Source organism: Photobacterium sp. 2_MG-2023 (assembly GCF_030547675.1).
Lineage (GTDB): Bacteria > Pseudomonadota > Gammaproteobacteria > Enterobacterales > Vibrionaceae > Photobacterium > Photobacterium arenosum.
Genome location: NZ_JAUOQQ010000007.1, coordinates 177963 through 191307, shown reverse-complemented (window position 1 = coordinate 191307; position 13345 = coordinate 177963). Strand labels below are relative to the sequence as shown.

The following is a 13345-nucleotide window of genomic DNA, read 5'->3' as shown; positions in this document are numbered from 1 at the left end:
ACGGAATATTACAGCGAGATCAGGCCACATCAATATAACGGTGGTCTGACGCCAAATGAGTCAGAACGGTTATTCTGGAATGACTCTAAAACTGTGGCCAGTTTTACTTGACCACTACATTGTTACTCCTTAACATGAAGAAAACTACAGCTAGATGTCTGCGCGATACTCGCCGCCTGAATTTCCTTCGTTATCAGGCAACAGTTCTAATAGCAAAGATCCAAACGAAAATTCCCCCCCTAACCGACACATCTGGCTAACCCGCTCGATACTTTGATGCTGTCCTGCCACCACTCCCTGCGCCAGCGAGTAGGCAATTTTTCTTGCAACTGGGTAGACAGCACAGTAATCCACCGCCGCTGTATTGCCCTCTGCCAAAGCTTTCTCAAGAAATGGCATACATTCTTCAAAGTAATAACGATTCTTTACTCGTTCGGCAAAATCTGAACGGGTCGAATGTGATGATTCAAACTGCCTGAGATAAGCAAGATAGAGGTACTCACCGAGGAAAGCGAAAACTTCATTTATCAGGGGCCGATCTTCGACAAACAAATAACCAGCATTTTGACTATTTTCTGCATATAGCAGCGCATGGGACAGTTCATGGATCAGATCGATACTTCCTTCTGCGCTTCCGTTGAACGGCACCGAGATATAAGTCGGTAAGCGATTACCTCTTTGCCTAGCAAATGGACGGTCAATTTTATCGACCGTCGCGCGTAAATCGAGCTGGATATTCGCTAACATTTCATCGCATGTTGCCGCAAGCCCGGGAAGATAGGTTAAAAATGTCTGGCGGAAAAACCTGATTACCTCCTGATATTCCAGCCTGCAGTATTCATGACTATCCTTTTGCCTTTCGACTTTTGACTGTTTCGCAAGCCTTAACACTCGCGTTACCCATTCCCGGATTATTCTAACCTCCCACTCAGTTAACCGGTTCTCGCGAATGAAAGAGGAAGAAAAAGGCACTATCACAGTTTCCAGAGCTAGATAGTCTGCAGCCCTTTGTTCTTTGTGAGCCAGAATTTCTTCTAGAATCGGTTGTAACTTTGACCGTGCTTGGTAATAGAGTTCATTAGCCATTTTTAGCTCTTGCGCAGCACAGGCATTATTTTGATCAAGTAATGATGCGAGTTCGTACCGACTCTTAAACTCATCCAATAGAGCGATGACCTTCTGATAATCGTCATACATGCCGGGGCCGTCAACGAATGTGTTGGTTGCATCTACCAATTCTGTATCCAACCGCATCTCTGCCCGCAGTACTTTAAAGTGTGAAGGTCGACCAGACATGAGCTCTGCTTTACGGCGAATGGCTTTTGCCCCTTTATCATGGGGGAAAATACGCTCCCTCATATCTCGGATTACATACCGCGAGCCTCCCCAAGGGGCAGCAAGATCATTAACATACAGACGCTCACCGCCATTCCAGTCTGCCCACATCAGACCGGCTTTCTCATGCCGGATACGCTCTTCAATGACCGAGCTGATCCTCGCCCAGGAAAAAAATGCCCAGGGAAAATTTCGCTCATCGTAGTAGACCATCAATTGCTGGTACCAGGCAGGAGGAAGAATTTCCCGCTGAATGTATTCGATATGAATCATTTTGTGATAGTCAGAAAAACTCAACAGTTCAAAAGCATTTCCGAGATAGCGATAAAAGTCATAGGACTCCGGATTAATATGTACCGGCGGAGCATTGTTTTCCGAGTCAGCAAATGGGCTCGCGCAAAGATAGGGATGCTTCCTGTCTATCTGCCAGCAATGGATACTCTCAGGCTGTCCAAACGAGTTACAACATACTTGGTAACACCCTTGCTCGACACTTTTTGCGATCGCTTGGTACAGCGATTCCATTGTCCAACTTGTATTGGTTCGGCTATCCATCGCGACAAGGCAGCTAATTATGCCGAGTGCCCGCTGGTAGGTCAGCGTTTCCGAATTCTTCAGTACAGGTAAGATATTATTCACAATCGGCTTTCCTTGTCACACAGAGAAATGCAACGGGTTTGGTTTTTATGCCAGAAATTTATCCGAGTCTCCCCTTTAAAGAGCTGCTGCTTAATATATTTCGCCGCTGCAGCCAGAGAACCCGGGCAGGCATAGAAGTTGTGCAGCCAGAGTTGATCTCCTTCGTTCCACTCACTTATATGAAGGGATTGGTATGGGTACTCTTCAACACGGGCTAGGGTTTCTGGTGTCAGCCTGTACCAGATAACAAACGCGACAGGAGTTTCATCGTAATTACAGAAAATTGCTAGCTGATTGTGCTCAATGGCGGGCAACAGCACCTGGTTTATATAGGCCATATTCACCTGCTGTTCTGGATAGATCCTCGCCAACACTGAAAGGACTATTCCCAGTTTCTCATAATTTGGGGACGATTCAATAGCCGCTGTTTTCAGTTTAATCTGCATCGTTACCGTAACCTCATTTTGCATGCCAGCTGTACACGGCTATCAATCAGCTCGCTAACCTCTTGCTGTAAATCCGTGGAGCCAGCGATCCGGAATATTTCCCCTCTCAACAAATCAAAGTGAAGGGGATCGAGGTTGCTTTCCCTCTGTTGCAATAGCACTTGCCTTTCAGAAGTGATATCTAAGCCGGTCATTGCCTCCACCTTGGTCATCAACGCATCGAACGAGAATCTAAGGCACTTCTCCAACCTTGAGCGGCACATTTTCGTACCATCAAGCAAAGCCAGAATATCGGTATAGCTGTAATACGTGACCTGGTCCTGATGAGCAGGGATCTTGGTACGCGGCTCTAGCCCGCCCATCTGCAGCATACGTAACAGGTACATGTAAAATTCCCGGGCTGCCTTACAACCGGTAACCAGCTCAATGTAGCGTAACGGTATCCCAACTAGAGCAATAAAATATTGCTCCATGGCCCGTTCGAAGTGGCAGGTGAAATGCTGGCTTATTGCATCACTATCAGCTCCCCGCTCACCGACTGGTCCTAGTTTATTGATGTAGAAACAAAGGTTATAGATGCTGACATAAATGGCGGAATGATCATGCCAGAAAGGCGGATTGCCCCTTCCACAAATAGTATTAGCATGTTTACCCAGTGTTGATATGGTGCCAAAATCAATCCATCGACCGTCGAGGCAAAGGTTAGACGATGTCACCGCACCATGCATAAGACGCACAGACTTGGCGTAAGCAAACTGAACCGCCCAGCGTTCTACCAAAGCTATCAGCCCATCGGAAAGGCTCGCAATATGGGTAGCCAGTATCTGTTCGATAGAATATTTAAGGCTCTCCAGTGCCGCTTTCGTCCTGTCACAGTCGCTAACCAATTCCTCAGCTCTAGCGGAAGGAGAAAAAAAAGGAGCTCTCTCGAAGTGAGCAATGCGCAGTGCATTTTCCCTCACAACCATGCCTCCCGGCAGTTTGACTTGTTCCTTTTTATGATCCCCGATAGCATCAAGACCTGTTTGGATCACTGCCAGGCAGCGCACACTGCCGTAAGGCAACAAGTGGTGGCATACTTCTCCCCACAATGCCTCTTGGATCATATCGACCAAAGTCGCAGAACCGTGGGAGTACCAAAAATCCGAGCCCTCGCCGACCAATGCATTCGGCCCCATTCCCTTGACCTGAAAGTGCCCTTTCAACCCGGCACGGGCCCCTCCTCCATTCCGATTGATAGCCTGGCCGCCATAACGCTCGGCATAAAATTGGCCCTGCCTAGACTGGTCAACGCAGGACGAGTCGGAAAACGTAGTGTAAGCGAACTCGTCTAGTAACCAGTCAACAACCTCCTTATCCGGAAGTTGCTTACCGCTAAACAACTGGTATTTGTGCAGCAATGACATATTTACCCATACCACCTTGGCCTTGGTCAGGCGAAAAGCTATAAATGGGACAAAGCAGCTGTCACTCAATGATAAGTTAATGTTGGCACTATTCATGGCTATCTCTCTATCAATGCTTGATCAATACCATTAAGGATCGGATCGGTGAAATAGCTCAAAATACTGCGCTCACCTGTAATTATATCGACCTGGGCCGTCATACCGTGGTTGATTTCGTGCCGCCGGTTATGAATCGTCAGGTGATCCTGAGCCAGAGATACATAAGCCTTGTAGATATATTGCTCCTCAACCTTGTTGGCATCCCGGAACAAATAGGTGATTGCCCCATCTACCGAGCCATAACGGGTATAGGTATAGGCATCAAACTTAACTCTGACCTTGTTCCCCTTTCGGACAAAACCTGCATCTTTATTGGGGATCATAATTTCCAGGATCTTCCGGTCCTGCTCAGGTACGATTTTCAGTAACGCTTCTCCGGAAGAAATAAAACTGCCGACCGTGGTCACCTGAACATCTTCCACATAACCCGTATAAGGAGAAGTCACTTCCTGATATCTTAGCCGCTTAGTAAGCGCATCTTTCTGACTTTCTAGCTGGGTCTGACTCTGCTTGAGCTCCAGATAACGATCACTAACCTCATGCCGGAACTGGTTAATCGCCTGTGCTTTGTCGCTTTCCAGGCTATCTATCTCGGATTGTATCTGGAGTATTGCCTGTTTCCCTGCTGCGATATCCAGTTCAAGCTCTTTGAGCCCAAATTGCAGTTTCTTTCTTTCCTGACGCGAGGTAAACCCTTTGCTATGAAGCTGCTTGTTGACTTCTAATAGCTCGTCCTGGTATTTGAGTTCAACCTGCTTTCTCTCATTGAGCAAACCCTGCTGTTTGATATTTGCGTGTTGAAGCGCGATCGCATCTCCTATACTGTCAAGCTGATCGACTAGCAGTACAAGCCGGTTACGGGTGACCTGCTGCTCGATCCGTCCCGGCAATTCGCCAGCTCGAAGCTCAGAAAGTTTGGTCACTAGGTTATTGATAGAAATACCCAGTAAAGGCTGAAGGCTCTCCAGTTGGGCATTGATATTGGCCAACGTTTCATAGATTCCCATCAGCTCGCTTTGTTCAGCTTCCAGGTCAAGATGAACAAGCGGTTGCCCTCTTTCTACCAACTGGCCGTTTTTGACCAACACCGCTTGAATCACTGCTGAAACCGGGCTATTAACCAGTTTGATCTCACCGCTCGGTATCACCTTGCCCTTAGTTGCTGCTAGGATCTCGACGTTTGAAGCGGCCGACAGCGTAACAGTGATCACCAGTAAGGCAATAAGTATCACTGGTACCCATAACCGCAGTGGCAGCCTCGGCTGGTGTTCTTGCTGCAAAACCAAAGGGTTGAATGAAATATTCATGCGCAGGCTTCCACATTTTTCAGCACTTCGCCCATCTGATAGTTATGCAAGCGACTGTAAAACCCGTTTCGCCGAATTAGGGCATCGTGTGAGCCTTGCTCGAGGATCTTGCCTTGTTCCATGCAGACAATATTGTCTGCACAGCGTGCAAGGGATAACCGGTGGGTAATGGCGATCAGGGTTTTATTTTCTGCCGCCTTTTTCAGGTTGGCCACGATCTGGTATTCAGATTCATAGTCCAGTGCGCTGGTCGCCTCATCAAGAATCATGATAGGCTTATCGCTGGCCATCGCTCGGGCAATCGCGATTCGTTGGATCTGGCCGCCGGAAAAGTTTTTACCACCTTCGATAACAGGTGTTTCATAGCCCTGTGGCAATGAAACAATAAAGTCATGGATCCAGGCTTGGCGGGCACAATGGTGAAGCCACTCCTCATCCCGACGTGCACTAGAAAACAAAATATTGTCACGGACTGTACCGCTGAACAGGACGTTATCTTGATTGATATATGCAATCTTTTCTCGTAGCGAAGGAAGCGCGATATGGCGTATATCTTTTCCTGATATTTCAATGCGGCCCTGGTAATTGTCAGAAAGGCGAGCAAGCAGGCGGGTCACAGTACTTTTACCAGCACCGGATTCACCGACGATACAGGTCATGGAGTTTGGCTTTATCAGCAGATTAAAGCCATCAATAACCTTGTGCTGACCATAGGCAAATCTTACGTCGGTAAACTCAATCCGGGATATTTCTGAACCTAAGGTACAGCCATTGAGATCTGCCTCGCTTTCTTCATTCATAACCGTGTTGATACGCTCGCGGGACAGCCTGAACTGCATGATCTCTTCCCATATCGACGCCGTACGAAGCAATGGGGAAGTCACGCGGTCTTTCATCATATTAAAGGCAACCAACTCCCCTAAGCTCATTTTTTGCCCCAACACCAAATAGGCACCGACAAATAGAATCACCGCCTCGGATAATTTGCTCAGGGTCGCCGATAACTGGCCGGAAAAGAGCTGAATCACAGAAAGGCTGAAGCTATTTTTCAAAGAGTTACCTAGAGCATTCGCTACCCGCTGGATCGCATAACCTTCCTTCCCTTCGTTCTTAATCACCTCTATCCCCGATAACGATTCCAACACCGCCGAGTTATACTGGATGTTATTAACAAACACCTGCTGATTTTTGCTCTTCAGTGCCTTGCCAAAGAGAAAATATTGCAATAAGTGAAGGGGGACAGTAGCCAGAATTACCAGCGTCAACGTCGCATTAATACTGAGCATGACTGACAAAAAGATCACCATAAACAAGATATCGACCGAGTAGGCTAGCATCCAGTCAGTAATATATCTCTTTATGGTATCTATCTCACCGATCCGAGACATCGTGTCACCAGGAGTATTACTCTGGAAGTAATCTCTCTTCAAGTGAAATAAGTGATGAAAAAAACTTCCGGCCACTTCCGAAATAATACTGCTACTACACCAGTTATAGAGATAAGCCGTAAACCCGTTAACAACAGCTTCTGAAATGGCAACCACAATAAGAATCAAAAAAATAACATTCAATGTCGCATAACCTGAAGATACGAGTACTCTGTCGATGACAGCCATGAAGGAAATAGGAACAGCAAGAGAAAGCAGGTTGGAAATAACCGAAAAAGAAAAAACAATAAACAAGCCTTTTTTATACTTATAAAATACTTTGCGAAACACAAGCATCACCCTATGTAATTATAACTTCCACCTAAAAATACGCTAAAAACTACATAAGTAACTTTATTTTCATTAAAAATCAATTACTTACCTTATTATGATAAAGGTTCCCCGGACGAGAAATTCAAGCTATTCACTATGTTTTTAGGCATTAACCTGCTGTATGACCCTGAGTTTTCATTCATTATTTCATATGCAGCGACTCCTTTTTTCAAAGGCTGGTTCAGACATGTTTTTCTGTTCCGGTAACGGGTTGCCTAGTTAGGCATAAAGTGCTCCTTGATACCATTCTTAAATCAATGTTTTCTCAATTTATAGGCATTTAATACGAGATTGATACTCAAGACTATGGTTTTAATGATATTAAAATCACAAGAACATTTCATTCTTATCGTTAAAATAACTTTTATCTATTTATAATCGTAAACTCAACATGTAGATAGAGTGACAATAGTTTTTTTAGAGGTGTATCGGAAAAAAGTTCAAGAGTTTTAATAAAAAAAATTACTCATGATATATTCAGTTTTGTGATTTTGGTCCTGAGATGTAAAACTCCTAAATCATCAACAAGAAAATAAACATTAAATTCAGTGTTTTGGATTGGTTTATTATAAGTATGGAAAATGCTTTTATTGACATTAAAAGGTAATGATATATGAAAAATTCATCTAATGAGTTGTTGAGAGAAGTGCAAGCACATTTTGGTGGTGGTAGTGGTAGTGGTGGTAGTAATGGCATAACAGGTGCTCATGTAACAGTGGCTAACATAGCAACCGCTCTCAATGTTGATAGTGGAGCAAATGGATATATCGCGACAAATGGTCGTACAGTTGGCGGTGGTCGTGTTACTGGTAGTAGCGGCTGCACTGGTGGCCCATCAGGTGGTGCATAATAAAGATACACATTTTTAATACTTAGCATCTTTAAGGAAAAAGTCCCCTGTTAACATACAGGGGACAAACTAAAGGCTGTACTATGATAGCAAGTAGAGATATTGAAAAGTATGTAAGATCCCCTGAATTTTTAAAAACAGAAAGGTTGCCTATAGAACAGTGTCCAGCTGTTACTGTTTCACTTATAGTTATCTGCAAAGATGAAGAAAGATGTATTCAGCGATGTATTAATAGTATTTTACCCATTGCCTCTGAGGTAATAGTAATTGATACTGGCTCGCAAGACAATACTTTGGCTATATTATCTAACTATAAAGATGTAGCATTATTTGAGTTAGAATGGGATGATGACTTCTCAAAAATAAGAAATTTTGGTCTTGAGAAGGCTAATAGTGATTGGGTGTTCTTTCTCGATGCTGATGAATGGTTTCTTGATTGTAATGAGCACCTTTGGGATTTACTTGGTTATTTGAATACTTACAAGCTTACTGAAGCGTCAATATTTTCCCCAAAAATCAAATGCACAGAAGCGTCAACATGCTGGAGTAATGGACGAATCTTTAAAAAAAAATCAGGAATAAGATATAGAGGACGTATTCACGAAGAGCCAATTTTGGAAGGTAAATCACCACCTTGTAATGTTCCAATTGATGTTTCTATAAGTCATGATGGATACGAGAAGTCAATAATAAAGAAAAAGGATAAAGGTAATAGAAATATTTCTCTTCTGAAAAAGGCTTTACTTGAGGAGCCGAATGATGTCCGTTGGAGGTATTTTTTTCTGCGTGACCGATTGTTGATGGAAGACGAGTGTATTTATGATGAAATAAAGAATGACATGATCGTTCTAATGAATGAGATTTGCCGTAATGAGAGAAGAAATCTTTTCTATGGATATTTTAGAGAAATGTACAAGATCGTAATGAGGATTCTTTATTTTAAAAGTGAGTATAAAGAAATGATTGAGGTTTCCAACTCTTTTTCTGAATATTTGGATGGAGTTAGCGACTTTTTTTACTATTTAATGGCTGCTGAAATAGAAATTGTTCGCGCTAATTTTATTGGCGATATTTCTAGGATATTATCATGTTCTATCGAGAAAAGAGAAAGCATAGATACATCTGATAATTATTCACTTAATGTTGAAGGTCTTCATATAGATGAGCTAATTTGCCTTTGCTTGGCAAGTTTGGGTAATGAGGATTTATCAGCTAGATACAGGGATAATATTATCGAAAATTATCCAAGTAGGATGCTCGTATTCTGATACTATTGGAAGCTACCAAAAAACAGTAATTTCATCTTTTTATTTTCCCGAGAAATATCCTATGGAATTAAATATTCATGTCGTACTCACAGCCATAATATCGCTTTTTTTACTAGGTTGTGACGGTCAAAGTAAAGTCGCAAACTGTCTAGGATACTCCAATGATGATGTTGTATTTGTTATAAATGCAGATGATGTTGGAATGCATAAGGACATTGATAGTGCAGTCTATGAATTATACGAAAATGACAAAATTCAGTCCTTCTCGTTGATGGTTCCTGCCCCAAATTTTCGTTCTTCTGCTCAGTATGCTATAGATAATAAAGTGCCAATTGGTATTCATCTGACATTGACTAATGAATGGCAAGAATTAAATGGATGGTCTCCGGTTTTGAGTGAGATTGAAGTACCTTCTCTCTATAACGATGCTGGATTAATGTGGAGGACAAATAAAGAATTATATGATAACGCTGAAATCGATGAAATGCAAAAAGAAATAGAAGCTCAGATAACAAAAGCTCTTGAGTTAGGCTTAAATGTTACTCATTTGGATTTTCATATGGTGTTTTGGCTTTTAAATGATGAATATATAAAAATGATTCTTGGTGTTTCAAAGAAATATAACCTTCCTATTGTGACACAGTTCTATCACCTAAGTCAGGAAGAGCAAATGGAAATTTCATCCAATCTTATTGATGATGACATATTTAGCGCGAATGTTTATTGGATGTATTATAATCCTGGTGTAAGGAGAGAAAATCCAGAAGTGGGATATGATTTATATAATAATATGTTTAAGTATGCTAAACCTGGCCTACATCATGTTGCGATTCATCCATCATTCCTTACTGATGAAGCTAGATTCTCTCTTAAAGACGCTGAGTTTAGGTTTGATGAATATGAAATTTGGACTGGAAATCGTTTAAATGAAATAATTAATAGAAACGATATTAAATTTACAAACTACGAACAAGTAAAAAGCCTAATGTTAGGTGACAATGCTTGTGTTGAGAATTAACAGGGGTACATGGACTCCACCGTTAGTCAAAAATTGAGGCTGTTCATAGTCCGGTGTGAGGGTGTTCATAGTTCTGTGTCAGCATAAGTCACTGATCCACATATTGATCGACCCTGTTCGGGAAGTGGAGGCTCAACTGGGATAACGTCAGATTCCAGTTCTGTACCGGGTGCGTCCACTTCTCGGAAGCCTTCAACATCCCCGCATAGAGCAGCTTCAGCAAGCTGGTTTCGTTGGCGAAGCCACCCTTGGTTTTGGTCAGCTTGCGGAACTGACGGTGCACCGCCTCAACCGCATTAGTGGTGTAGATGGCCCGCCGGATCTGCTCGGGATACTTGAAGTATACCGACAAATTGTCCCACTTGCTGCGCCAGGATTTGATGACCAACGGGTACTGCTTACCCCATTTTGTTTCCAGTTCATCCAGCGCCTGCTCAGCAGCATTCTGTGTGGCGGCCTTGTAGACACACTTGAGATCCGCCATAAAAGCCTTCTGGTTTTTGCTCGCAACGTACTTCATGGAGTTGCGGATTTGGTGAATGACGCAGATCTGCACCTCTGTCTCAGGGTAGATGGTTTCAATGGCTTCCGGGAAGCCTTTCAAGCCGTCTACCAAGGCGATCAAGATATCTTTGACACCGCGGTTCCGCAGGTCGGTTAGCACATTGCCCGAATAATATTTACCTTTACTTTCAGAAAGATATAGTCACAGCAACTCCTTTCTACGGTCAACGGTCAGGCCCAGAATGGTATAAATGACTTTAGATATGAAGCGGCCAATTTCTTAGATTTTATAGTGAATTGTTGTGGTTTAATGAAACTGTAGCGGTTAATGAGCCCTGACTTGCGGTTGATTTTCCTCACACTGAACAAGATAATACGCCTCCATTCTTTACAGCTTCTGGTCCTAACATGACAGCTTCTATCTATTTGGTGAAAGGTCGCGATAAATCACTGCGCCGCCGCCATCCTTGGGTTTTTTCACGTGGTATTCAACGTGTTGAAGGGAAACCTGAATTGGGCGACACCGTTGATGTGTTTGATCACAAAGGTGAATGGCTAGCCCGTGGTGCCTATTCTCCCCAGTCTCAGATCCGTGTTCGTGTCTGGTCCTTTGAGCAAAACGATACTATTGATACCGCGTTCTTTATCAAGCGTCTGAACGCCGCTCAGGGACTGCGGGACATTCTGGCTGAACGTGACGGGCTGACAGGTTATCGCCTGATCGCTGCTGAGTCAGACGGACTACCGGGTATTACTATCGACCGATACCAGGATTTCCTGGTGTGTCAGTTGCTCAGTGCTGGCGCAGAAGCACAGAAAGACAATTTGATTGAAGCACTCAAAACCTGCTACCCAGAGTGCAGCATCTATGAGCGCTCTGATGTATCAGTACGTAAAAAAGAAGGCCTGAAGCCTCGCACCGGCGTGTTGCATGGCGAGACTCCACCGGCAATTGTCACCATTGAAGAAAACGGCATCAAGATTCATGTTGATATCGTTGGCGGCCACAAAACCGGCTTCTATCTGGATCAGCGCGACAGCCGCCAGGCTGCCATCAAGTACGTGAAAGGCAAACGGGTGCTGAACTGCTTCTGCTATACCGGCGGTTTCGGCTTGTATGCGCTCAAAGGCGGTGCCGACAAAGTCATCAACGTTGATGTCTCGCAACCGGCGCTGGATACCGCCAGACTCAATGCCGAGATCAACGGTCTGCCAACGGAAAACGCTGACTTCGTTAATGCCGATGTGTTTAAACTGCTGCGCGAGTACCGCGAACGTGGTGAGCTGTTTGATGTGGTGATCATGGACCCACCTAAATTTGCTGAATCCAAAGCACAGCTGGTGGGCGCCTGCCGGGGTTATAAAGACATCAACATGCTGGCAATGCAAATCCTGAAACCGGGCGGCACACTGCTGACCTATTCCTGTTCTGGTTTGATGGACAGCAACCTGTTCCAGAAAATAGTTGCTGATGCGGCGCTGGATGCCAAACGTGAAGTGCAATTTATTGAGCGATTCAGCCAGGCGGCAGATCACCCGCTCGATTCAGCGTATCCGGAAGGTTTCTACCTCAAAGGTTTTGCCTGCTACGTGAAGTAAACCGGACTAAATAAGCGACGTTGCACAAGCCGTATTGAATAAGCAACAAAGTCAGTTGCAGAAAATGACAAACAAGACCGGGCGATAATCGCTCGGTTTTTTATGAATGAAAAGAAAAAAAAGGTTTTTCTCTGACTCGATGGAGATAGTATCGAGGCAGGAAAAACCCAAACCGGAACAAAAGCAGCTAATGTAAGTTGTTAGCTAAGAGAGTGTTGAATCGGTAAATTGTGATAAACCGCCTGCCGTCATATTAACGGAATCAATTCCAGGCCCAGCACACAGCTGATTCCGGTTACCACAAACAGTGACGTCTTGAATACTGATTTTGACCACTGTACATAAGTGTCCTCGCTCAGAGGACGGAAAGTGACGATGCACCACCACAGGCACACACCCGACGTCACCAGTAAATATTCATAACCGCTGAAACCTAAAGCAAACATTGCCAGTGCAACAACAGTAAACGCAGCCACATAGGCCATCATATGACGGCGAGCTTTGTGAATGCCTTCAACCACAGGCAACACAGGTATCTCAGCATTCTTATAGTCCTGCATGCGGAACATGGCAATCGCATAGGAATGCGGCATTTGCCACAGGCAGAACATGATAAACAGCAGCATGGCTTCCAGGCTGATGTAGTTGGTCACCGCCAGATACCCCACCAGTGGCGGAACGGCGCCTGACACACTGCCCACCAGCGTGCCGTACACCGAATGTCGCTTGTACCACATGGTGTAAAAAAAGACGTAAAAAACAAACCCCAGCAGCACAACGACCGCTGAAAGCGGATTAGCTTTCTGATACAGCACAGCTGTACCTGACAGCAGCAACACAACCGCGTACACAAAAGCGGCGTCTGCATTCATTGCTCCTTTCGCCAGTAAACGACTTTGGGTACGGGACATCTTCTGATCAATATCCCGGTCAAAAATATTGTTGATCACGCAACCGGAGGCGATCACAAGAGCAACACCCAGCAATGTGTAAATAAGGAGGGGCCCGTTCAGCCCCTCCGTCTTAGCGGCCAGAAAATATCCGGCCAGCACAGAGATGAGGTTACCGATGATGATCCCAGGTTTGGTAATGGAGATGTATCCTTTGATCATTA

General features: G+C 44.3%; 10 protein-coding genes and 1 pseudogene. 4 read left to right on the top strand and 7 right to left on the bottom strand.

Features of this window, described 5'->3' with window-relative positions:
• Positions 1 to 150: 150 nt before the first annotated feature.
• The 5 genes from Q4491_RS08320 to Q4491_RS08300 are packed head-to-tail and all read right to left on the bottom strand — an operon-like array spanning position 151 to position 6950.
• On the bottom strand, positions 151 to 1974 hold the full coding sequence (locus Q4491_RS08320; RefSeq protein WP_303456333.1) for a toxin-activating lysine-acyltransferase: 1824 nt from the start codon (positions 1972 to 1974) through the stop codon (positions 151 to 153).
• Positions 1971 to 2420, bottom strand: a complete 450-nt coding sequence (locus tag Q4491_RS08315) for a toxin-activating lysine-acyltransferase (protein WP_303456330.1) — start codon at positions 2418 to 2420, stop codon at positions 1971 to 1973. Before Q4491_RS08315 ends, Q4491_RS08320 begins: the two co-directional genes overlap by 4 nt.
• A 2-nt stretch (positions 2421 to 2422) precedes the next feature.
• On the bottom strand, positions 2423 to 3922 hold the full coding sequence (locus tag Q4491_RS08310) for a hypothetical protein (protein WP_303456327.1): 1500 nt from the start codon (positions 3920 to 3922) through the stop codon (positions 2423 to 2425).
• A 2-nt stretch (positions 3923 to 3924) separates the two neighbouring features.
• Complete coding sequence (locus Q4491_RS08305; protein ID WP_303456324.1) at positions 3925 to 5232, bottom strand: HlyD family type I secretion periplasmic adaptor subunit; 1308 nt, start codon at positions 5230 to 5232, stop codon at positions 3925 to 3927.
• Positions 5229 to 6950, bottom strand: a complete 1722-nt coding sequence (locus Q4491_RS08300) for a peptidase domain-containing ABC transporter (protein WP_303456322.1) — start codon at positions 6948 to 6950, stop codon at positions 5229 to 5231. Before Q4491_RS08300 ends, Q4491_RS08305 begins: the two co-directional genes overlap by 4 nt.
• Positions 6951 to 7605: 655 nt before the next feature.
• Between Q4491_RS08300 and Q4491_RS08295 the strand changes: the two genes are divergently transcribed.
• The 3 genes from Q4491_RS08295 (at position 7606) to Q4491_RS08285 (ending at position 10128) form a co-directional block, all read left to right on the top strand.
• Complete coding sequence (locus Q4491_RS08295; protein WP_303456319.1) at positions 7606 to 7842, top strand: hypothetical protein; 237 nt, start codon at positions 7606 to 7608, stop codon at positions 7840 to 7842.
• A gap of 83 nt (positions 7843 to 7925) precedes the next feature.
• Positions 7926 to 9110 carry a glycosyltransferase family 2 protein gene (locus Q4491_RS08290; RefSeq protein ID WP_303456316.1) on the top strand — a complete coding sequence of 395 codons (1185 nt, stop codon included), beginning with the start codon at positions 7926 to 7928 and terminating at the stop codon, positions 9108 to 9110.
• 61 nt (positions 9111 to 9171) lie between these two features.
• Positions 9172 to 10128: a polysaccharide deacetylase family protein gene (locus Q4491_RS08285; RefSeq protein WP_303456314.1), complete on the top strand. Its 957-nt coding sequence runs from the start codon at positions 9172 to 9174 to the stop codon at positions 10126 to 10128.
• Between the two features lie 88 nt (positions 10129 to 10216).
• On the opposite strand, the pseudogene Q4491_RS08280 reads toward Q4491_RS08285, so the two are convergent.
• Positions 10217 to 10930: pseudogene (locus tag Q4491_RS08280) on the bottom strand (IS256 family transposase); the annotation flags it as partial.
• Between the two features lie 110 nt (positions 10931 to 11040).
• On the opposite strand from Q4491_RS08280, the gene Q4491_RS08275 reads away from it, so the two are divergent.
• Positions 11041 to 12231 (top strand): class I SAM-dependent methyltransferase, encoded by a 1191-nt coding sequence (locus Q4491_RS08275; RefSeq protein ID WP_192016512.1) that lies wholly within the window; start codon positions 11041 to 11043, stop codon positions 12229 to 12231.
• 248 nt (positions 12232 to 12479) lie between these two features.
• Here Q4491_RS08275 and cyoE read toward each other — a convergent pair whose 3' ends face one another.
• Entirely contained in the window at positions 12480 to 13343 is an 864-nt protein-coding gene (cyoE, locus tag Q4491_RS08270; protein WP_303456310.1) for a heme o synthase, read from the bottom strand.
• Positions 13344 to 13345: the final 2 nt, after the last annotated feature.

Excerpts from the sequence above, each read along its gene's own strand:
- Q4491_RS08310 (WP_303456327.1), bottom strand. The coding sequence starts at position 3,922 with ATGAATAGTGCCAACATTAACTTATCATTGAGTGACAGCTGCTTTGTC.
- Q4491_RS08315 (WP_303456330.1), bottom strand. The coding sequence starts at position 2,420 with ATGCAGATTAAACTGAAAACAGCGGCTATTGAATCGTCCCCAAATTAT.
- Q4491_RS08305 (WP_303456324.1), bottom strand. The coding sequence starts at position 5,232 with ATGAATATTTCATTCAACCCTTTGGTTTTGCAGCAAGAACACCAGCCG.
- cyoE (WP_303456310.1), bottom strand. The coding sequence starts at position 13,343 with ATGATCAAAGGATACATCTCCATTACCAAACCTGGGATCATCATCGGT.
- Q4491_RS08275 (WP_192016512.1), top strand. The coding sequence starts at position 11,041 with ATGACAGCTTCTATCTATTTGGTGAAAGGTCGCGATAAATCACTGCGC.
- Q4491_RS08290 (WP_303456316.1), top strand. The coding sequence starts at position 7,926 with ATGATAGCAAGTAGAGATATTGAAAAGTATGTAAGATCCCCTGAATTT.
- Q4491_RS08285 (WP_303456314.1), top strand. The coding sequence starts at position 9,172 with ATGGAATTAAATATTCATGTCGTACTCACAGCCATAATATCGCTTTTT.
- Q4491_RS08295 (WP_303456319.1), top strand. The coding sequence starts at position 7,606 with ATGAAAAATTCATCTAATGAGTTGTTGAGAGAAGTGCAAGCACATTTT.